The organism is Nonomuraea mangrovi (assembly GCF_042681425.1).
GTDB lineage: Bacteria > Actinomycetota > Actinomycetes > Streptosporangiales > Streptosporangiaceae > Nonomuraea > Nonomuraea mangrovi.
Map to the genome: position 1 here is coordinate 202,258 of NZ_JBHUFV010000080.1, position 22,390 is coordinate 224,647.

The 22,390-nt window shown below is 64.6% G+C and carries 8 protein-coding genes; 2 read left to right on the top strand and 6 right to left on the bottom strand.

The genetic code is table 11. The features are described from left to right. Nucleotides 1-388 precede the first annotated feature (388 nt). Both ACFSKW_RS48360 and ACFSKW_RS48365 read right to left on the bottom strand, forming a co-directional pair. The gene (locus ACFSKW_RS48360) at nucleotides 389-721 is read right to left on the bottom strand and encodes a hypothetical protein (protein ID WP_379581449.1); all 333 of its coding nucleotides are present in this window, start codon (nucleotides 719-721) and stop codon (nucleotides 389-391) included. Between the two features lie 609 nt (nucleotides 722-1,330). Beyond that, on the bottom strand, nucleotides 1,331-2,923 hold the full coding sequence (locus ACFSKW_RS48365) for a competence protein CoiA family protein (protein WP_379581451.1): 1,593 nt from the start codon (nucleotides 2,921-2,923) through the stop codon (nucleotides 1,331-1,333). 190 nt (nucleotides 2,924-3,113) lie between these two features. Between ACFSKW_RS48365 and ACFSKW_RS48370 the strand changes: the two genes are divergently transcribed. Both ACFSKW_RS48370 and ACFSKW_RS48375 read left to right on the top strand, forming a co-directional pair. After that, a complete protein-coding gene (locus ACFSKW_RS48370) occupies nucleotides 3,114-3,557 on the top strand; it encodes a hypothetical protein (protein WP_379581453.1) in 444 nt (147 codons plus the stop codon). Nucleotides 3,558-3,698: 141 nt separating this feature from the next. Continuing rightward, a complete protein-coding gene (locus tag ACFSKW_RS48375) occupies nucleotides 3,699-4,766 on the top strand; it encodes a hypothetical protein (protein ID WP_379581455.1) in 1,068 nt (355 codons plus the stop codon). A gap of 59 nt (nucleotides 4,767-4,825) precedes the next feature. On the opposite strand, the gene ACFSKW_RS48380 is transcribed toward ACFSKW_RS48375, so the two are convergent. The 4 genes from ACFSKW_RS48380 to ACFSKW_RS48395 are packed head-to-tail and all read right to left on the bottom strand — an operon-like array spanning nucleotide 4,826 to nucleotide 22,390. Beyond that, nucleotides 4,826-7,138, bottom strand: coding sequence for a UvrD-helicase domain-containing protein (locus ACFSKW_RS48380; protein ID WP_379581457.1), 2,313 nt, complete (start codon nucleotides 7,136-7,138; stop codon nucleotides 4,826-4,828). Further along, nucleotides 7,135-13,839 (bottom strand): DEAD/DEAH box helicase, encoded by a 6,705-nt coding sequence (locus ACFSKW_RS48385; protein ID WP_379581459.1) that lies wholly within the window; start codon nucleotides 13,837-13,839, stop codon nucleotides 7,135-7,137. The genes ACFSKW_RS48380 and ACFSKW_RS48385 overlap by 4 nt, the downstream gene beginning before the upstream one ends. Then, nucleotides 13,836-19,331: a DNA methyltransferase family protein gene (locus ACFSKW_RS48390; protein ID WP_379581461.1), complete on the bottom strand. Its 5,496-nt coding sequence runs from the start codon at nucleotides 19,329-19,331 to the stop codon at nucleotides 13,836-13,838. The genes ACFSKW_RS48385 and ACFSKW_RS48390 overlap by 4 nt, the downstream gene beginning before the upstream one ends. Then, the gene (locus tag ACFSKW_RS48395; protein ID WP_379581463.1) at nucleotides 19,328-22,390 is read right to left on the bottom strand and encodes an SNF2-related protein; all 3,063 of its coding nucleotides are present in this window, start codon (nucleotides 22,388-22,390) and stop codon (nucleotides 19,328-19,330) included. The genes ACFSKW_RS48390 and ACFSKW_RS48395 overlap by 4 nt, the downstream gene beginning before the upstream one ends.

Sequence of the window (22,390 nt, forward strand, 5' to 3'; positions counted from 1 at the left end):
GGAACACCAAGTCGAGGAGCAACTCGTACGCCACCGAGGCGGTATGCGGCTGGCAAGTAGCGACCCCATATCGTCGCCCAGAGCACGCTCACCCCCACGAGTACCCACGCCTGGATGCGCTCCACGTCGGATACTGCCCCGGCCAGCCCCAAGAACCCGGCGGACACCACGACGGTTAGCAGCGCGCGCCACGCCTGGCTCCGCATACTCCCGGCGAAACTCCACGCCGAGTACAACCGCTTGGGCGCTGGCGAGCGTGGCGCGATCAGCGCTCCCCGGGCCAGCACGATGGCAGTGGCCGAGGCGGGCAACAGCAGATCCGCCACAGGTGCGCCTGTCACCAGGAAGGCCACTGCCAGATGGGCGAGCCACAGCACGCCTACCATGGCTAGGCGCACCGCGGGCCGCAGCGCCAGGTCGAGCCGCCACCAGGCGAAGTCGCTGGTGCCGAGACGATCGAGGTGGCGAGCCACGAAGCCAAGCCACGCGGTGGCGTGCGCGTCGGGATGGGGGATCGACCGCCCCTCTCGCGGAGCTGACGTTCGATCCAGGTCTTCAGGCCCTCGACGAAAGGATCCCAGGTGACGGCGGGAATCAGGACCGGCACCGGCTCGTCCGCTGCGCGGGCCGACAGGCGCTCCAGCACGATCGACACCGCGAGGGTGGTCTTACCCGACCCTGGACCGCCCATGATGGCGAATGTCTTGGCGGAGCCGAGCATCAAAGCACCCGGTCTGGTGGGGAGCCAGCGGTAGGCCGGCTCGGTGTGGTCGGAGGAGCTTGAACGGCAGCTCGGCACGACCAGGGTGAGATTCGCCCCGGAGGACCGGGCATCTCTCGCCGCGCTCCTTACATCGCTGCCCCGCGAAATTCTGCGCCAGCTCCGGCTTCTCATCCGGCCGGATACCGTCCTGCGCTGGCATCGCGATCTGATGAAACGGCGTCATGCCCGTAGCTGTCGGCCGAATGGGCGAGGTCGCCCGCCCACAGGCCGCTCTATCCGTGTCCTCATCGTGCGCCTGGTTCGTGAAATCCCCCGCGGGGATATCGGCGGGTGCACGGTGAGCTCACCACGCTCGGCATCAAGGCCGCTGCGTCGACGGTCTGGGAGATCCTCCAACAGGAAGGGCTTGATCCGGCACCTGAGCGGGCGTCCACCACGTGGGCTGACTTCCTGCGCTCGCAGACCGATGCCCCTGGGCGGAGTAGTTTTCTGCAGGCGCCATATCCGACCCCACCGGCCTGCTCATGGTCGCCGACGGAGGCGGCGGCACTCCGCCTTGCACCGGCACGCTGGGCGGCCTGCGACTGGATCGACGACGGGTGAATACTAAAGGCCGTTGGCACGCCTCTTGGCCGAGGTGCCGGACAGCTGCCTCCTGTAGCGCGCAAGCTGGTCGCGCTGTTCTCGATATTCATCGGCTGGCAGGCCGTCCAGGAAGCGTCTCAGAGCCTCGTACAGTGCCTTGGCCTCTCGATGATTACCCTGAGAATCAGCGCGTTTGATCATCTCAAAGAGTATGGATGCCTGATTCCTGTGGACTTCCTCTGCAGCGTTCGCCCTCTTCGCTGCGCGAGTTTGACTGACACTGGTCCGCCTCTTCTTCGCTGGCTTCGGAGCCACCTGCGGCCCGCGAACTTGCGTACCCACGTCGAACTGTTTCCGGGCCTGTATCTGCTGCCGTCGAGTGAGTTGGGGGATTAGCTCCTCTAGCTCCGCTCGTAGTTTGGCCGATGTTGCATCGTCGGAGGAGAGCCGCACCTGTTTCAGTTCCGCGAGCATGGCCATCGCCTTGTTCCAATCCGAAAGCTTGGGGGCCTGCTCCTTGTCAGCTTCTACCTGGGGTTCGTCGCGGAACAGGGGCGATAAAGCCTGAGCGTGGATCGTCCAAGTGAGGTTGCCTCCGTCCGGGCGGCTTTCGGCGACGCCGAGCGCTGGACCCACTATCTGGTAAGGGCGTCCGACACTCAAGCCGCACAGCGCTTCGGGAAGCCTTACCTGAACCACCTCGGTCGGGAGGGCGGCGACAGGGCAGGTGATGTCGGCCTCGATGGTCTGGCCATTCGCTATCCGAGGCAGGATCGTCAGAAGGTTCACGCTCAGCGGAAGGCCTGTGATCGGCGCTTCCGCTCGCTGCTGTTCCTCTGTGGCCGGAGACGGCGACTCCACGATTGCCTTGTCGCCCTGGAGAGTGCTGCGGCAGAGCATCTCGGCTAGCGGTGGGGTCCACAAGCGCCCCTTTTCATCGATCTTGCAGTCAGCGAGATCGACCCAGTTCGGGATCTTGCCGCCTTCCTTGAGCCCGACCTGGACGGTGCGATGAAGGCCCTCGTTCCGGCAGGTCACGGTGAATGCGTAACCTGTTCGTTTGATCATCTGCCTGGCAAGGGTGACGTGCGGGCCGAACAGCCACTCGACCCTCTTGCGTCGTCGGCGAAGCTCTTCGTCGCGTTTCGGCCAGTAACGCTGGGGGTCCCTCCGAAGATCGTCGCGGAGGGCGACAGCGATCAGCAGACCAGCAGTGGTCTCGATCGTCATGCCGGTACAGGTTCCGCCCTGGCGGGGCACCGTTCCCTCCAGCACCACCGCCCTGACTTGATGACCGTGCCGCCTTAGCCATCCCACAAGCGCCCGCCGGATGTAAAGGTGATCCGCACTCGCTTCGTCATTGCTTGAGCGCCTACAGGTGACGGGCTCATCGGAACCTTCGGGGTGATGCGCGAAGTGGGGCACCCGCGTGGACCCGATCCGGGTATAGAGCTCTCTTCCGCAACCGCCAAGCCACTCGCCGCTGAAGAATCGGCGTGCGCTGTATTTCGAACGGAGGAGGATTGCGTCAGCCCGTTCGAAGGGCATCAGGATCGGCTCGTGCGAATCGAGCGAGCCGAGAACCGCGGTCTGGACCTTACGCTTGTCCGTCATCAACACCAGCCGAGAGGAGGACCGACAGTGCGAAAAGAGTACAAGATCGTGGCAACCACCAACAGGTCGCCGCACTCGTATTCAAGTGTCGGTCCCCTCGTCTCGACATTCCACACATAACCCGATCGGTGCTGAGCTCTTCCTGCGGCGCTCGAGGGGATCCCGCTACTCTCTATGCGGAGGCGATGAGATGTCTTTGTACGGTCGTGACGACGAGACCTGGGAGCAGCTCACAGAAGCCGGGCTGAAGTTTCTGATCGAACGCGCACGGCTGCGAAAGACAACGTCGTACACGGAGTTGAACACCGCACTCGAGCGTCGAACCCAGATTTCTGGGTTCGACTTCGGCCGACAAGACGAACGAGCCGCTATGGGGTACCTGCTCGGCCGAATCGTGGAGCAGAATCGTCCAGCGAGTGGGCTGATGATCTCGGCGCTGGTGATCTACCTGGACGGGAACGATGCGGGCAGCGGCTTCTACAGCCTTGCCGCCGATCTCGGGCTTCTTCCACGCAAGCCGTCGGCTCGGCAGAAGGAGGAGTTCTGGGTGGGCCAACTCAACGGACTGTACGACCACTATTCGCCCAGAGCAGGTGTCCCGACTCTGTCTGAACAGCATGCCGAGCGCGAATAACGCGATGGCGCTTGCCTCGGCAGGGGATGACGACGTGCTCACAGTCCGCGCACGTGACTCGGTTCACGGCGTGCAGGACCAGCTCGTACGTGATCCGCTGCTCGTCGAACTGCGCGTGAGCCGCTCACGGGGAGGAGGATAATGGCGATCAAAGATTCTGCTTTGCGGGGCTACCTGCTTGAAGAGTCGCTGGCCTGGCTGCTGCGCTCAAGCGGTTACCGGCTGCTCGTTCACGAGAGCCAGGACCCCGTGGAGTTGGTCACGGAGGGGGAGACACTTCGGGTACGCGGACGGGGTGCGCTCCATCAAGTAGACGCGCTCGGGGAATTCACGTTCACGCCGGCGTTCTCCATGCCGGTGCGGCTGTTCCTCGAGGCGAAGTACTATCAGGACCGGTGCGGCCTGGAGATCGTACGGAATGCTCACGGTGTGGTGCACGACGTGAACGAGAACTTCATGACGGACCAGGGGATGGGGCCGCGCCAGAGGTATAAGTACTCGTATGCTCTGTTCTCCGCGAGTGGCTTCACTGCGGACGCCCAGAAGTACGCGCTCGCTCACCAGATCTCCCTGGTGGACCTCTCCGGCGCCTCCTTCGCCTGGCTGCTTGGTCATATTGGAGCCACGGCGTCGACCTTGTCCGTGGCGCAAAAGCACCTGACGAAGCCGGCTCGGTTTCCGGTGACCTGGATGCGTGCGGAGCTGCGGCGGGCGCTGGAGACGTCTCCGCTGGATCTGTTGCCTCCCACTGTCGTGGCGGACGGAAAGTTCAAGCAGGCGGCCAGTGCAGCGGTTACTGAATTCGCAACCGTGCTGCGGCGGCGTAGCGAAGCTGAGTTGCTGCTGGGTTTTCCTTCCGCGCCGTTCATTCTGCCGCTCGCCTCGGATGATCACCGGCGGTTTCTGGAGTACGCGGAGGACAGGCCGGATCACACGGTGCGGATCAAGCGGCGTGGCATGGGAGCTACGGCGGAGTGGACGCTGTCACCTGTCGATGCCGTGGGCACCTACGAATTGACCTTCAAGCTCCCGGAGCACATCGAGGAGTGGATCAGCAGCATCGGGGAGCAGGAGCGCCGTCGTACGGTGCAGGTCAAGGAGAAGTTCCTATCCGCGATCACGCTTTATCGCGTGAACGGCGGGGGTGTGCGCACCTACCAGTTGCGGTACGAGGCGGGTTCGCTGTCCCGATCCGGAGTCATGACGTAACAAGAATGCCTGGCTCCGTCCGGCGGCGCAGGGATACGACGCCGGAGCGCATGGCGGGTTCAGAGAGGGAGGTACGGGCTGGGTCTGCCGTGCCAGCTGACGGTCAGGGCGTCCCGGGCGCGAGTGGCGGCGACGAAGAGCAGCGAGCGAGCCTTGCGCTGCTCGCGCTCGTATCGAACCGGGTCTTCTATGCGGTGACGCTCGATGACGCTGGTGCGCGGGATGATGCCATCACTGACGCCGACGACGGCAAGCCGCTGGTACTCCAGACCCTTGAAGCGGTGCATGGTGCCGACGTGGACCTCACCGTCCCCCTTGGGGCCGTCCTTGGTGAGCTCGGCGCAGGTGATGTCCGCCTTGGTGGCCAGGTAGTACATGGTCTGGTTGACCAGGTCTCGGTCGGCGACGCAAACGGCGATGCGTCCGCTGGGGTCGAGGGGTGCACCGTTGTCGTCGGTGGACAGGTCCTCGCGCCAGGCTTTCAGAGTGGCGGCAAGGCCGGTGAGTTCCCCTTCCCATGTGTCGTAGCCGACGAAGTCGGGTTTGGGACCATGAAGGATGGAGCGGTATCCGGCCAAGGTGTCGGTGCCTTCGTCGAGGTCATCGTAGGAGACCTTCCTGTCCTTGCCCTTCGGCTGTACGACGTGGAGAGCCTCAGTGAGGATCTCCTTGGTCGTGCGGTAGCTCAGGGTCAAGCGGGAGGCGCGGCCACGGATGTTGATGCCGAGAGCGCCGAGCGCGACTTGGTGATCGTAGATGCGCTGGTGGGTGTCGCCGGCGATGAACAGGTCATCAGGCAGGTCAGGGTCGGCCATGGCGCGCAGCATCTTCCAATGAGCGGGGCGCAGGTCCTGGGCCTCGTCGACGACGATGTGCCGGTAGCGGTAATCGAGGTATCTCATGCCGGAGTTGTTGTCTTGGTGGATGGTCTCCTTTCCGCCTCTCTCCTCTATGTCCTTGCGGCGGTTGCGAACCCTTGACGCGCGTTCGATCTCGAAGCGGGCGGCACGCTCGGCGGCCTGACCCCAGGTTTCGACTCCGAGCCGGTCGAGGCGGGCGGTGAACTGCTCGATGAGCTTCCAGATGTGGTTGCGTTCAGGACGGGTCAGCGCCTGTCCGCGGCCTGCCCTGCGGGCTTTGAAGTACTCGGAGCGGGTGGAGACCGACTGGCCGAGGATGACCTGTTCCCACTCTTCGAAAAGGAAGTCGACCTCCCACCGCCGATCTCCCAGCTCGGCCAGGAGCTGGCGCATCTCGTTCAGCGCCACATGGTCGTAGACACGCTGCTTGGCACGTCCAGGGGCGGTGTTCTCGCCCAGGACGCGTGCGGCGAGCTGGTCGATGTGGGCGATGTCGATGCGGGCAAGAAGTGCGGGTTCGATGAGGGAGGCGAGCCGCTGGCGAAGGTCGGTGGTGAGGTTCTTGGTGAAGGTGGTCAGCAGGATCTGCTTGCTTTGGCCGACAGGCAACTGTTCGACGAGATGCTTGACGCGGTGCAGGGCGACGATGGTCTTGCCGGTGCCGGGGCCGCCGGAGACCCGGGCGGGGCCGTTGTAGTGGCGGCGGACGAGGCGCTCCTGCGTGGGGTGGAGGAAGACTTTCCAAACGCGGAAGTCGCCTTCTTCGATGATGTCGCGTAGATCCTTGTCGACCGTGGTCACCTTGGTCCGGCTGAGCGCTGTGGCGAAGTCGTTGGGATCGGGCCGCTCGTCGAGCTCAACCGGTGCCGTGATCTCCTTGCGTACTTCCTCGATGTCCATTCCGGCGGCGAGGCCATAGAGAACGTCCTTCGAAAGCAGGGGAGCGCCTTCAAGGAGTTGGTCGAGTTCAGCACTGGTGGTCACAGTGAGCGCAAGCTCGATCAGCTGGTCAGCGACGCCGAGTTCGTGCAGTTGCTCGGCGTCGTACGCGGCTAGCAGTGCCGGCACCTCGGGCTCGGGCTCGGGCTCCGGCGCCGAAGCAGGCTCGGGAGTCTGCTTCTCCGGCTCTGCGGGGGTGAGGGTTATGCCGGCTCTGCGCAGGGCGCTGTCGCCGACGACGGCGAGGTCGACGAATTCGATCTCACCGGTGACGCGGTTGACCGCCACCTGGAGCTCTTCGTAGACGTGTTTGCGGTGGCGGACGGCGATGATCAGCCAGCTCTCAATGCCGTCCGCGTCGACGCCGGTGGGGGTGAGCAGGGCTCGGTGGTCGTGGTCAACCCGGGCTGACCAGACGCGAGAGTCGCCCTTGAGCTTTTTCTTTCTGAGCCCTGGGCGGTCAGGATTCTCCCGGAAATTGTGGCAGAAGTCGTAGAACTGGGATTTGACCGAGCGGTCGAGCTTGTACAGCTCCTGTTCGGCTTTGCGGTACAGGCTGAGCCGGGCGGTCATCGAGAAATGCCTTCTTTCACGTCGGGGAGCTTCTCCAGCAGTTCGTCGAGGTGGGTGAGCCATTCGGCGGCCGTGCGCACGATCCAGCCTTCCTCGATGTACGCGGCATCGCGCCGCCGCGCTTCGTCGTCATCATTTCCTTGGTGAGCGGAGACCACGGCAACCTTGACACCATGGACGCTATGCCAGGCGAATTCAGCTAGCCAGCGGCTGGTGCCCAGCTCATAACCGAAGACGGGGGCCTGCTTTCCGCAGTCGGCAAGCGTCTCGGCGAGGCGGATCAGATCCGGTGCCTCGTTGGGCTCTTCTCGCAAGATCTCCAGAATGTCCTCGTCCCAGACGGCATCGCGGATTGCCTGGGCCGCGGCGGCTTCGGCGGCCGAGGCGTTGTCTCGGGCGGTCGGCTCGGTCGCACTGCCGGGCGCTTCGACGAGCGAGTCAAGTTCGCCGAGTCCGCCGCATACCGCCAGCACCTGCACCTGGAAGTCCGCGGCCTGGCTGGCTGCGATCTGAACGCCGTCACCGCCGGCCAGGGACAGGAACTGAGTGAGGTTGGTCCAATAAAGCCAAGACCGCCAGCGTTCCTTGTGCTCGTCGGTGTCCAACACGGTGTCGCTGTCGTCGAGGATCGTCAGCGCAGTCCACTTCAGAGCCTCCGGATCGGCGGCGTCCACGGCGAACACGATGGGCAGACCGGTGTCGTCCTGCGTGCGAAAGACGTGAACGGGTCCGATACCAGCCGCATCCGGTTTGTCGTGACGTGCGCCAGGAGAGGAAGCCGCCAGCTGGCCGCGCAGGGCCGCGACGAGTTCGCTGCGCCGTCCGGCCGTGGCGACCGCGCTGGTGTCCGGCTGGCGTGTGAGTCCGGTGACCAGGGCCGACGCCAGGCGGGCCCAGCGGGTCGGATCCGGGTTGCGGAGGTAGGCGATCAGGGTGGCAATGGGGTTGGTGAAGATGGAGCTGGCGACGTGCGCGCGCTGCCCGCCGTACTGCTCGTATGCCGACTTGGCCTGATCCTGCGCACCACCTGCGTACGGCGGCCAGACCGGCCTCGTGTGGGTCGGCAACTGCTCGAACAGGTCGATGTCGGCCCACGTGATCTGAAAAACGATGTTCCCGCTGGCTCGCAGGAGCGTGCGTTTCGCCGCGTCAGTGGCGATCCGGTTGTGCTCGCGGCTGGCGTGGAATCGGAAACCCTCGAGATACACCTTGACGCTCTGCACCGGGCCATCGACCCGGGTGAAGGTGAAGTCGCTGACACCGCCTTGGACCCGCTGCTGTGCGGTCAACCGCCAGTGCGTCACACCGGAGCTGTCGGTGAAGCGCAAATGCCCGCTGGAGTGGCCGTCCTCGTCCAGGGAGGCATCGCCGGTGATCTTCACCCAGTCGCGCAGGGCGGACAGGAAGCGGGCTTCCAGATCGGATTCCACCTGCGCGTCCAGGCCGACCAGTCCAGTGTGGTCAACGTCGCTGGTATTCCAACCAGGCTCGCCGTCTTTCGTGAACAGCAGGGACTCCAGCATTGTCAGCGCTGACTGGCGCGAGACGATGTCCTGGAAGGGCTCAGGAGTGTAGCGGTGCAGGCATCGGTGGCAGGCTCGGCGCTGCTCCTCTGCGCACGGGCAGTCCTTCAGCATTTCGTACGCTGCCGTCAGGGTGTCACGGAAGGCGTCGCTGTCGCGGAGCCGGTCCAGGTAGCCGGTTCCGCCGGGCAGGGAGTCGAAGAGCACCAGGAACCAGCGGCGCTCCCCGGTCTCGAGGTCGGGCATGGACGCCACTGTGGTTGCCAGGTGCTGCGGGTCGCCGCCGAAATGCAGGTCCACGCCGAGCCGCAGGGCGGCCCTGAAGGAGTGGACTTTGGAATCCACGTCTGCGGTGGCCGCGGGAAGCAGCACTCGCAGGGCCTCGGTCTGCAATTGGTGAGCGAGGAGTACTCGTTCCTCCTTGGCGTCGCTTTTCTTGCCGCGGCGTAGCGGGCACCACGGACGGTGGTGCTTGAGCCGCCCGCTGCGGGCTGCCAGAGAGTCCAGTTCGTCGTTATGGCGATTGAAGACCGGCCGCCCGTCCGCACTGGCCGCCCCGCACGCGGTGCACACATGGAAGGGATTGAGCCGGACGTGATGTCCGGCGAAGTCGTCGCGCGCTGGGGCGTCGTAGCGCACCGGCCCGACGTTGATCCGTCTAATCATGGTCCGCCGGCAGTAGTCGATGCCGAACGTCTGATGATCGTGCCGCCACGAGCCGTGCTCGATGTCTTCCAGTGGAATGTCCACGGCGTCCACGACCGTGTAGAAGCGGCGGTCCCGGTCGTCCTTGTCGTCGCGGATCCGGGCGTCTTCCCGCTTGTCGCGCGAGGTGACGGTGGCGGGTTCGATGACCTGGAACAGACACGATCCATCATCAGCGATGTTGTCGCCCTTGCAGCGTGGGCAGGGCGAGCGGTCGTCTTTGGCGTTCTCGGTCCGTACGTAACCGCAGGCTGGGCACACCCGCCAGGTCCGCCACTCCTGCCGGCCACCGGTGGCGATCTCCAGGCCGCTGATCTCGTGCTTGTAGCCGTTGACGTAGAAGGTGTTGCCAGGGGCCAGTTCCTGCAGTGCGATGCTCCGGGGGCGCTCGTACGTGTAGGTGTCGGAGGTGTAGATCGGCCTGCTGGTCGCGGGATCCACTCCCTCCTCGCCGTACAGGGTCGCTGACAGCGTGGTCGTGGAGTCGATCAGCGCATAGTTCGGCAGCAGCCCCAGATCACACAGCGCGGTCTGTGCAGGGGTCTCGCCCAGGTTCATCAGATGCCGCCCCACCCCGCGCCGCTCGGCGTCCAGCTCGGCCTTCTGCCGTGCCTGGTCCGGGTCGGAGTCGTGGAGCTCGTCGTGGGCCTCGTCGATCTCGTGCAGTCGGGCGCGTAGTGCTTTCTCGCCGCGGAACCACTCCTTCTCAGCCTCCTCGACTGCGGCTCGCAGGCCATGGGTGGCATATGCGCGCAGATCGGCCTTAGCTGACTCGTTGACGCCGGTGGGGAACAGCTCCAGAAATCCCACTGCCAGTTCCTCGCCGTGGGCGAGTGCCACCTCCACCAGATCGACCAGATAACCGGACGGGCCGAACAAATGGGGTGCCCTACGCGGAAGCGCGCGAAGTGCGATGCCATCGGGACGTATCAGTCGCCCAGCGGCGGCCAGGTCGAGTAGATGGGCCAGATATTGACGGCGCAAGATCTCGATGGCCGACAGGTAGCAACCCGGCGGCACGATGGTGCCGGCAATCAGATCCTTGGGACGCTCCAGGAAGTACAGGTCACGACGTCTCCGGTCGGGAATCGTCAGCAAGAACGCGTTACCCGTACGACGTCCTGCCCGTCCGATCTGCTGAGCGTACGAGGCGGGGCGGCGTGGCAGTGCGGCCAGCACGACTGCGGACAGTTCGCCGATGTCGATGCCCAGCTCCAGGGTCGGAGTGCAGGAGAGCACGTTGGGGTCCTTGAAGCCCCCACCCTGTTTGAATGCCTGCTCCACCCTTTCGCGCTGCGGACGCGTCAGCATGCCGGTGTGCTCGGCGGTGACGACCTGATACGTGCCGGCGACCCGGTACAGGCGCCGGTAGTAATCGCGGGTGTAGTCGCGGTCGCGGTGGTGTTTCCCCAGTGCCTCGGGCCGGTCGCCGGCGACCAGACGGCCGCTTCCACATCGGTATGAGGGGCAGGGTTGCTCGCGCCACTGATCCAGTAGCGACGGGTGAACGGTCTGCTCCCAGAAACACACGGGACAGCGCACGTACGCCTGCCGTACTTGGTCGTCGTCGAGCAGTTGGGCCTCGATATTGCCGGGTTTGAGACCGTAGACACGCAATGAGGTGTCGCGCGGGGTCCGCACCGCGAGCAGACCGAGTGCGGCCAGTTCGGGTAGAAGTCTGGACCAGAACTCCGGCGCCATCTCTCGCGGCAGGTCCAGGCAGCGTCCGGCCCACCGCTCGTACCAGGACAGCCGCCCGGTGGCGAAGTCGAACTCGCTGCCTGTTTTCGTCTGGTTCAGCAGAAACAGCGGTGCCGCGACCCGGGTGGGGAACGCCTTCATCCCAGGCTCGCGCTTGCCCCAGATGAAGTAGCGGCTGGTGCCGGCTTCGTCCACGTACTTGCTGAGCCACTTGTGGGCGACCGAGCCTCGCGTTCGGAGACGCTCCAGGAAGATCCGTACGAACGCCAGGTATCGTGCGTCGTCTTGGGCGATCAATGGCACCTTGTCCTGTACGGACTCCTCGTGGATGCGCCTGATCAGAGCCACCACGGCCGCCGGATCGTCGATCCTCACGTGCGCGGCGGCGGTCCGGGTCAACTCGAGAGTCCGGCCGTTGCGGGAGCGGAATCCGAATTCCATCAAAGCCTCGAAGGCGAGGCGCTGTCCGATCAGCCGCCACGTCGCAATGGTGCCGCCACGTCCCTGACCTGACAGCAGCCGTTCGACGCCCTTGTAGACGTGCAGATCCGGCGGCACTACCGCAGCGAGGGTGTCCTTGTCCGTGGTGGCCTCGACGACGTTCGCGATGAGGTCGTTGAGCGCCGTCGGCTCGTCGTGGCGCAGGTGTTCGGCCAGCAACGCACGCAGCGAGAACGTGTACGAGCGGTTGGCCACGAAGCCGGCTCGGTGCGCGGCGTCCTGCACCGAGTCGTTGAACATCAGGGTTCTGTCCTCGCGCAGTTTCTTGTCGAGCTCTCCGCCCGTGAACAGCTGCGTGATCGAGGCCGCCGCCATCGCGGCGGAACCGGTACCGAGGTAGCGAATCGCGTTGCGCGCTCCACACGCCGGGCACCAGTCTTGCTGGGCCGCGGTGTTCGCCACCGTGCCGCCGAAGTGAACCAGCACGAAAGCGGAGTCGCGCGCTGTCAGCCGCGGTTCCTTGGTGTCTGTGGAGTAGTCATTGAGCGGATCCGGCAGCCGCAGGCGTTTGCGCGCGCCGTCCAGGACCATCAGCACACCGCCCCCTTGAGTCGACGTGCTGGCGTTGACCCTCCGGGCATCGGCGGAGATCGGTCCTCTCCAGGCGCCTTCCCCCGCTTCCCGATCGGTAGCCGCGATCAGGTTCCGTACCCGGGCTTTGTCCTGCCCGAGCGAAGCACGCCGGATCTTGAAGGTGTTGAACTGCACATCATGGTCGTCGCTCTCCGGTGAGAACACCGCCCAGCCCGACCGACCGCAGTCCCGGCAGTACACGGCCGGCAGGAAGAGATTGGCGCTCTGGCCCGATGTGGCCGTGGTCACCGGTGCCATACGCTCGTTGTCCGTCGCGCTGGCGTCGGCCATGCCCGCCACGTCCCAGCGGAACTCCGCCTTGGGCCACGGGAGCACGCCGCGCAGGAGCCGCGACACCGACCGGGCCCACTGATGCACTTCGACATGGACCAGAGGGCGTTGCTCGCCCGGCGGCGACTCGGGGTCACGTGCGTACGACAGCAGCGCCACGAATCGGGCCAGCGCCTCCGCGGCCTTCTCCGGCTGCAGGGCCACCGCTTCCGCCCAGCCGGCGGCACCCGCACGCCACATCATGTCCAGTACCTCGGCGCTGGTCTTCAGCTCATCGTCCAGTGCCTGCATCGCTGCCCGAGTGAACAGGTGCTGCTTCAAGTTGTCACCGAGCTGGAACGGGTCATCGTCGCGGACGCCGGTCACGGCCTCGATGAGATCGAGCAGCGCTTCCTTGCCGGACGTGGGATCGGGCAGAGCGAGCAGTTCGTCCGGCGTCGGCAGCCGCTGCATCGACACGCCCGTGAGCGGAATGAATTCCTCCACTGGTAGCCGATTCTCCTTGATGATCGACTCTGCGGTGAACTCCGTGCCGAAGACGTCGGTCGCCACCTCCAGGAGGCGTTTGGCTCCGTCATCGTCCGTGCCTGATGCGAGAGTCGCCGACGTCGCCACCGGGCAGATGCGTCCCAGCGGACGCCCCTTCTCGGACATGCCGACCGCGGACGCGAGCCGACGCAGCAGCATCGCCACATCGCTGCCCTGCGCGCCGTCGTACGTATGGAACTCATCCACCACGACGTATTGGATGTCCGCCTCCCGCCACAGAGGGGCGTCGTCCTCGCGCTGCAGCAGCAGGTCCAGCATCTTGTAGTTGGTGATCAATATGTCCGGCGGTGACAACTGCATGTCGTGGCGCCGCGTACGCACCTTCTCGTACTGCGTACCCGCCCGATCCCCGATGTACAGGCCGGCCCACAGCTTGCGCAGCTCGCTGTTCTGCGTCAGTAAGTCGTTGATGCGCTGAGCTTGGTCGGTCGCGAGCGCGTTCATCGGGTACAGGAACACCGCCTTGACGCCGGCCTTCCCCGCCTCTCGCTGCCGGCGGCAGTGATCGAGCACTGGATAGAGGAACGATTCCGTCTTTCCCGAGCCTGTGCCTGTGGTGATCAGGGTCGGCTGTGGCGTGTGCCCGTTCGCTGACGTCAGCCGAGCGAACGCCTCCGCCTGGTGGGCGTAGGGCGTGAACCCCTCACGCCGCCACTCCAGATGCTCGCGCCACTCTTCTCCGCCGACCGTGAAGGGCGTGCGGATCCGCAGATAAGGCCCCCGGAACATCCCGGACGTTTCATCCCCGAGGAACCGATGAAGCGCCTCGCGTGCGCCCTCGTCGCTGAGGGCGTATGTCGTCGACAGGTACTGCAGCAGGCTCTCCTTGAGCGCCCGCGCCTGAAGCGTCGGCCTCACGGCTTCGGCACCTCCTGCTTGACGGGGTCCCACTCACCACGGGCGATCGCATTGTCGAGGCGCTTTTTGAAGACAACGTGCGCCTCTCGCATCTCCGTCTCCCGGTCCGCCTTGTGGAAGGGGGCGGTGTAACCGTCGGGGACGGCTGTGTGATCCGGGTCGTTCAAATACGCTTCGAACTGGTTCCAATGGTCCTTGGTTTGGCCGTGGCCGTAGGTGTACCGATCGCCAGCGATCTTCCGCTCGTGGGCGTCAAACCAAGTCACGAGGTCGAAGTCCTGCATGATCGGAAACCGTGCCCGATACATGGTGATGAGAGTGTCGGCGTCGATACCGAGCCAAACTGCGACGAGTGCATCGATCTCAATCAGGGCAGCGCGACGGGCGCGCTCAGAACGGAGAGGTGTGCTGTGCTGCCAGTTGGGAGTCACGGCATGGAGCTGCGTCTTCATGCCCTTCCAGACGCGTGCCCACGGTTCGTGTGCGACCCACTCGGGATCATAGAGCTCGCCCCATAGGCCAGCGTATGCAGTGGTAAGACAGTTAAGGCGGAGGATGCGCAGGAGAAGGCTCGAGGCGAGAGGGTGGTTGGCCGCAGGCGCAGGCAGACGTCGCGCTTGAGTAACGTCCAGATTCGTAGTGCCGGAGACACGCAACAGATAGTCGATCGGCAAGGCCGCCCAGAAACCTGCCAAGAGAACCGTGCTGCGGTCATCGGAAGCCCACCCGCTACGCACACCGTGAATGTGTGCTGCTCCAGGAGGTATGACGGCGACATAGAACGCTCGCTCAGTGTCAGGCGCAATCATCTGACGCCAAACAAGTCGATGAAAGGCGACATACCGTCGAAGCGCTTGCCGCTCCAGGACGGTATCGATCATTGCCTGCGTCACCTGCTCCTCAGAAATCTGCGCATCCTGCGCTATCTGCCGCCGTGCATCGGCTATCCCGTCATCGCTCGCTCTCAGGCGCGCAACAACCCGGTGATCGACCCACCGCTCTTGAGAGGCATAGTACGTATTTTCGTCTGCAGCACGCCGGTATTCGGACTCCGGAATCGCGTCCGACGCGATTTTCTTGTGATCGAGGCCGCGCACCTCGCCGCCGCCCTGACTTGGCTGTTTGAACAGTGGGTTTGCCACACCGAACTGCGGGCCTTTGAGGATGACTTCGTCCCAAGAATCTGCTCGATAGTCTTCGCGTCCTTCCTGGTTCTTGTTGTATTCGATGAGCGGAGTGTCCTTGCCAGGACCGAATTTGGCCTTCTTCGCGTCGCCCTCATGGAACCCTGCAGTGATCTGAGGATCAAGTGCACCAAGCCGCAATGGATACGCGGCCAATGCGTCGATGGCCGGGTCTTCCGCTCTGCTCACTGGTGTAAGTAGCCGAGCCTGCTCGGCTGGTACGTCCTTTTCTCCTGAGAGCTGCTGCCACCGGGCCAGGGTGTACGGGGTGACATGGATAACGCGCTGCTTGTGAGGTCGCTCGTTCCAGCCGCCCTGGAACTTGACCCCGGGTGCGTCACCGCTGCCATCGTGAACGGCCGAGAGACGCAGCGAGTCGACCGAGAAGAGCCAGGACAGATGGTCAAAGGAGATCTCGCCGAAGTCCCCATAGATGTGCACGCCGAAGTGACTGGATCGGCCGACCGGGGGCGGAAAGAACCGGTTGCCAGCATTGACAAAGTCTGCGTGTACGCGCAGTCGTCGGTACGCCGCTTCCCTCAAGGCGGTATTCTTGTCGCCGTTGAAGTGCGTGTCCGGGTGGATGAGGCCGACGCTCCCATGAGGTGCGGTATGGTCCCAAGCCTGGCACATGAAGGCGCGATAAAGATCCGGCTGGCTTCCCGAGATGAGTGGATATACCTGCGAGGCCGAAAGATAGTCGGCGATGGTGGCGGTCACGGTCATCTCAGCTAGTAGATAGGCAGCCACGTGAGGTTTCCCGAGCTCGTCGTTCCGCCGGCGCTTTTTCTCTGTAGCCGATGGCTTCTCCGTGAGCATGAACCACGGCTCGTACTCTGCGAGAACGGAGTTATCCTTCCACTCCGGCCGAACCCAGGGCGGATTACCTACCTGGAGGTCGAAGCCGCCATCGCGCGCGAAGATGAGGGCGAACTCCAGCTCCCAGTGCAGGAAGCCCTGCTCCTCCGCGATGTTGCGCACTGTCCCCAGCCATGGGAACCGGTCCTCCGGGTCGCCGAAGTCCATGCCCAGGAAGTGCGGAATCGTCTCTTCGAACGTCTTCAGCTCGTCGAGGCTCTTGAAGGTGTCGAGGAGGGTTCCTGGCGGCACATCAGCCCGCCCCAGCATGGCCTCCAGGAACTCCAGCCAGTCGTCGAGGTCCTTGAGCGGGACCTTCTTTCGTCTTTCCGGTGTCCTTGGTTTCGCCGCCTTCTTCGTCCCCGTCGACCCGACCTTCTGCAATTCCACGACCACGTCGTCATCCGCTGATGGTTCGATGTCCCAAATGGTGGCCTGTTCAGGCCCTATGGCGAACAAGGCCACCGCTTCAACGAAGCGTGGCTCGGACTTCGGCACCGGAGCAGCCGACGGCTGGGGTGTGTCCTGGATAACGCGCTTCTCGCCGAGCACTTCACGGAGATCGTCCGCATCCTCGACCACCATGCGTGCCGCGTACTCGCCGTCGGTCCCGTCTAGCAGCCCGGCCTTGTCGGTCGGCCAGAACCACAGGGCACACCAGGCGTCCATGACCGTCTTGAGCCGCCAGTACGGGGTGTCGACGGCGTTGAAGAGGTCCTCCAGCACCTTCTCCTTCGGCACCGCCTGGTCGGGGTTCTGGAGGAAGGCGTACTCAGGATCCTCCGGAGTGGCCTGCCATATCTTGATCCGGCGCGCGATCTCCTTCTCGGACAGTTCCATGCGCTTGACGACGGCCGACCAGAGGAACTCGACCCGCAGGGCGGCGTCCCGCAGCCGCGTGAACTGCGAGGTCGCCTCCTGCTTCGGCTGCTTGGTCTTGGGATCGCGCTTGGGACTGCCGTCCTTGTTGAGATGCGCGGTGCTGCGCTGGGGGCGCTGGAGGATGCCCTTCTTCCAGGCGGCGAGTCGTTCGACGCCCTCCTTAGCAAGTTCCTTGGCTTCTGCCCAGCCTGCGACTGCGGCCCAGCCAGGGTTCGGCAGCAGGAACTGGTGGACGGCGTCGTCGGGCAGTGACGGCGGCTCGCCGTCCTGCGAGAAAGGCAACGGCGTCGGTGAGAGGCCGCTTTTGGCCTTCAGCCACGTCTTCTCCTTGTCCGCGACATCGTCGCCCGCGTAGACCGCGCGGCGAGCGCCGATCAGTGAGTTGCCGCGGCGCAGGTGCAGGCCGAACCATGGCGCTTGCATGCCAGGGTGCATGGTGTTGAGCCACAACGACACCTCGGCCAACTCGACACCGGTGGCGTTCAGGTCGACCCCATAGGCGTTGTGCAGAGCGATGTACGCCTTGACCCTCTGCTTTTCGGTGATGGCATCGGCCGTCGGGATGGTGATGCCAAGTTCTTTCTGGCGGCGGCGCAGATATTCGTCTGCGACCTGATTGATGGCCTCGTTGAGGAACGCGCCTGAGCCAAGCGCCGGTTCGCAGATCTTGTACTTCAGCAGCTCCGACGCCCGCGTTTCGATGACCTCGCCGTTCTCGTCTCGCTCCTGGTCAAGACGGTTCTTGAGGGTGAGCTCGACGGTAACTTTGGTCAGGGACTCCGGGGTGTAGTACGAGGCGGAGGTTTCTCGCGCACGGCCGGCAAGCCGGTAGACGAAGGAGCCCTTGTCGTACTTCTTGGGACCGCGCAAGCCCTTGCGCGCGTCCGCCTCGTTGTAGTGAACGAGGGTCTTGTCGGGGTACTGGTCCTGCTTGTGCAAGGGGATGAGCCAGGAGCCCTGATCAGGATCGCCGCCCCTGGCCACTTCGCATAGCTCTTCGTTCGCGATGATGCCGGTGTAGGACATCAATCCCTCGTAGACGGCGCCGAGCTGGTTGATGCCGAGGTTCCGGTAGGAGATGAAGCCGCCGCGCTCGCCGCGCTTGCCCTTCTTCATGGTGAGCAGCCGAAGCACCTCGTGAAGGGCCTCGTTGCGCAGGCGCAGGTCGAGCCAGCGTGGTTCATCGTCCTCATCGGAGCGCGGGTCCAGCATGCCGGTGCCGATGAGCCGGATGGCGGTCGGTTCGAAGAGCTCGCTGCGGAGAGGTTCGAAACGCAGACCGCGGTCCTCGCTGCGGCGGGCGGCTTTGGCCTGGCGCGTCTCCTCGTCGTCACCAGGCTGATCGTCGTCGGGCTCCGTGCCGTACGGGCGGTGGCCGAAGTTGACCTTGTTGAACAAAACGTCGAGGGACGCGTACAGATGGAAGCCGGTCTTGGCCTCCTCTTCGACGAGTTCCTCCTCACGCGCCACGAGCTCCCGCAGGCGGGCCATGGAGTAGCCGGCCTCGTACGATCCATCGTCGGCGGGGAGGATGCCCAGTTCGGGACGAGCTTCCGCGTACAGCAGGAAAAGGATGCGGTACAGGTAGCGCAGCGCTTCGCGGGTGAGCTCTCTGGCGAAGGGAATCTTGGGGCTCTCGAGGTCGGCGGGGGTGACGTTGTTTCCCGGCTCGGCCATCCGTCGCAGGACGTCGTTGGCGATGATCTCAACTGAGCGCTGCAGGCCATAGCGCAGCTCACCGGAGACGCCGACCGCGTTGTCGCCAGAGGCCTTGAGCAGGGCATCGATCCCACGGCTTTGGTCGTTCTCGCCAGGGCGCAGCATGTCGAGGCTGAACAGGGCAGCGATGGTGGAAAGCTCGCCCAGTTGGCTGCGGTCGTTGCGTTCTAGCGCACCGTCGAGGTTGACGGCGAGATAGCGGCCTTCGTTCCAGGCATGGCGGTCGGCGAGAAGGATCACTCCGCCGCACAGCAGCAGGATGAAGCGCGGGTGCGGACCGCCTTCTTCCCCGAGCTCGCTCTGGAACAGCCACGAGGTCAGAGCCTGGCCGGACGTGTACGACTCGCTGGTGGAGACGTGCAGAGGCGACAGCAGGCGTCCGGCGCCGTCAGCGTCGAGGGCGGCGTCGTTGTCAGCGGACCAGCCGCAGTCAAGAGCGATGATGCCGTGGCCGTGATAGGCGACAGTGAGAGTGTGGTCGCGGCCGGCACGGTGAACGATGAGCTCGGTCGGGGTCGTGTCATATCCGAGGGCCTGCAGGACCGTTTGATGCCACTCGGCCAGCCGCTTGGACCACTCGGGATTGTTGTAGGTGGCAGCGCGGGTTTCGTCTTCGGCGTCGGCCTCGCCAGCCTCGGCGAAGTAGCTGCGGAGCTTTTCCGTGAGATAGGGGATGCGCAGGGTGCGTAGCTGCTCGCGCGGGGTCTTGTGCGGGTAGTTCTTGTCGCTCTCGCGCAGTGCCCAGGTGGCGAACAAGCCCTTCTTCAGGTCGGCACCGAGCTGCTCGGCGAAGTAGTGCGCCGAGAAGTACTCACCGCGGTTGGTGAAGGAGTCGTAGTCGGTGCTCATCGTGCGGTGCCTCCTTCAGCGGCGGTGTGAGGCTCGAGGACGGCCACCAGGCGCAGCATCGGCTCGCCTGCCGTCTCCAGTGACTTGACCAGCTTCAGTCGTCGTTCGGCTGTCCGGTCGAGCTCCGCCTTCTTCGGACGAGTGCTGGCGAAAAGCGCTTCCTGCCGCCACTCGGAAACCCGCTTGCGGTAAGGGGCGAGTGTGTCGGCGATCTGCCGGTCGTATTTGTCTTTGAGGGCGATGAGATACCGCCGCGCGGCATCGATCGCCTCAGGCACGAGCGCATCGAGACCGTGCAGGTCTCGGGGCATGGCGCGGCCGGGCATGTTCGGGCCAACGCCGTAGCGTTGCAACACGTCTGCGGTCAGCGTCTCCACGATGGCGGCATCAGGAAGGCGGGAGACAGCCATCCATTCGACGATGGTGGCTTTGCCCAGCGCGTTGGAGTAGATGCCCTGCACCAGGTACGTCGGGCTGTCCACGGTGGCGGCGAGCACGGGGGCCTGGTGCCGGCCGATCTCGACCAGAACCTTGTCGGTGAGCCAGTCCAAGACTGGGTGGACGTCGGTGACGTACGAAACATTCGGCCACTGGGAAGCGGTGGTCTCTCGCGCCGCCTTCAAACGCTTGCCGGCCAGTTCCTTGGAGAAGGTGATGCGCATCCGTCCAGGGATGTCGGGCTTGCGCGGCATGATCTGCTGCTCGTCAAGGTAGGACTTGGGGAGAGCCTTGAGCCGATACAGCAAATCCGGTGGTGGCTCGAAGGCGATGGTTCCGTCGGCGTCGCGTCGCAGCCTGAGCACGTCCTCAGGATTGGGGCGGCAGACCTGGCGTAGCGCCTCCTCGAAGTAGTCCTCTGTTGACCGGAAGAGCTTGGGCACCACGGCACGGGCCACTTCAGGGTGCTCGTGGGCCGCGCCCACCTGGCCCAGAAGCCCGGCAAGAAAGGCCGTCCCGCCTTGCCGGGATGCCCTGATGGACTCCTCGACCGTACGGCCCGCGATCAGGTCCAGGGTGAGGCGGGTCTCTTCCTCCTTTGCCCGATACAGCCCAGTGACCGCCTCGGCAGAGCCATCGATCTTGTGAGCCTCCTCCTCCCGCTTGAGAAGCTTCTCGCCCACCAGACGGTCATCCAGAGTGCGCGACTGCCGTGTCTCCTCGTCCGTGCGCCAGGGGACGTCACTGGTGAGGATCAGCGCGCGGAATTCAGGCGGCTGCTCCTGCCCGTAGCGGTCGATACGGCCGTTGCGCTGCTCAATACGGATCAGGGACCACGGCAGGTCGTAATGGATCAGCAGGTGACACTGCTGATGCAGGTTGACGCCCTCGGAAGCGACGTCGCCGGTGAACAGAATCCGTACAGGGTCGTCGCGGAGCCCGAATTTCTCGACGATGGTCTGCTGCTCCTGATCGGTGGACAGTTCGCCGTGCATGACCAGCACCGCTCCACCGAACCCCAGCCAGGGCTTCTTCTCATCAGGGCTGGCGGTTCGCGGGAATCCGAGGGCGGCGGGCACGGCCTCAGCCAGCCACTTCGAGGTGGGGATGCTCTCCGAGAACACCACCACACGGGTGTCGGACCCAGGCCCAACACCCATGCAGCGGAGTTCCTGCACCAGTGCTGCCAACTTCGCCGAGTCCTGATCTTCAATCTGCTCGGCGAGGTGCTGCAACTCAACCAGCGCGGTCCGCTCTGCCTTTCGTGCCGCTTCGCGCGTTGCGCTGTGCCGCTTCTCACCGTGCGGCGCCTTGCGGGGCGGGGCATCGAGGGTCCCGATTCTGGTCTTGATCGTCTCTAGCAGGGCCTTGTGCGAGGACAGGAACGACTTCAATATCCGGTACGGGACGAGTGGGATTTCGCTCACCGACGGGGTCAACGAATCAGCGGGGATCCACCGCGTGGCCAGTTGCTCGAAGACCGCCTTCTCCTTCTCGGTGGCCGCCGCATAGATGGGCTTCGACGGACCACGATCAGCCCAGGCCCCATGGAGCGATTCCCGGACCTCGGACGAAGTCTTCGTACGACGGATGTAGAGATGGCTAAGGTCTTCAACCTCGTACTGGCGTGGGTCGGCGATGGCCGCCTCGTCCAGCATCCTGATCAGTTCTGCGAACGAGGGAGCGTCGCCGTTGTGCGGGGTTGCCGAGGCCAGCACGAGAGCGTCCGTCTTGCGTGCCAGTAGGCGGGCCAGCGCGTTGTTCTTCGTGCCCCGGTTGACAAGGTTGTGGGACTCGTCGATGACCACGGCGTCCCACTCGGTGTGCTCCAGGTGATGTGCGTACACGTCGCCCTTGAGCGTGTCCATGGAAATGATCACACGCTTGAAATACGCGAACGGATTGCGCCCTGCGGGGATCTCCTGCTGCACCCGTTGGATACCGGTGGAGTCCAGGCGCACCAGCGGGATCCCGAACCTGGTCCACAGCTCACGCTGGAACTGCTCCAGCACATGCTGCGGAGTCACCACCAAGATCCGCTCGCCACGTCCCCGTCGGATGAGCTCCGCCAGGAGCACCCCGATCTCCAGGGTCTTACCGAGGCCCACCACGTCGGCGATCAGGATTCGCGGCTGCGGGTTCTTCATCGACAGCGCCAACTCCGCCGGCCGCAGCTGGTGTACCTGGTGGTCCATGAGAAAGTTGTCCGTCAGTGCCAGCCCGTGCTCGGTCTGTGGGAGGAACGTCTTCCTGATGATCGCTTCGAGGAAGAGCCGGGATCGGCGGTGATTCGGCGAGTCGTCAGGCACCAGCTTGGTCTCGCGAGGATCCAGCTCCTGGATCGCATCCAGCCGGTCGTAGAAGACGGCGTCCATGCCACGGACGAACGGTGAGATCCCCGAGACCTCGACCATCCACCCGTCGTGCTCGGTGCCGGTGCACTTACGCACCAGCCACAACTCGTCGCGGATCTGGACTTGAGTCCCCGGAGCGTATCCGCCCGAGGCAGGCAGCTTCTCCTCCGGCGAGACTCCGTCAGGCTCCTCGGCATCTTGTGCCACGCTCCGCCTGTGCACGGTTCCCGCCTCAATGCTCAACGCCTGCTCCGATTCCTCATCCAC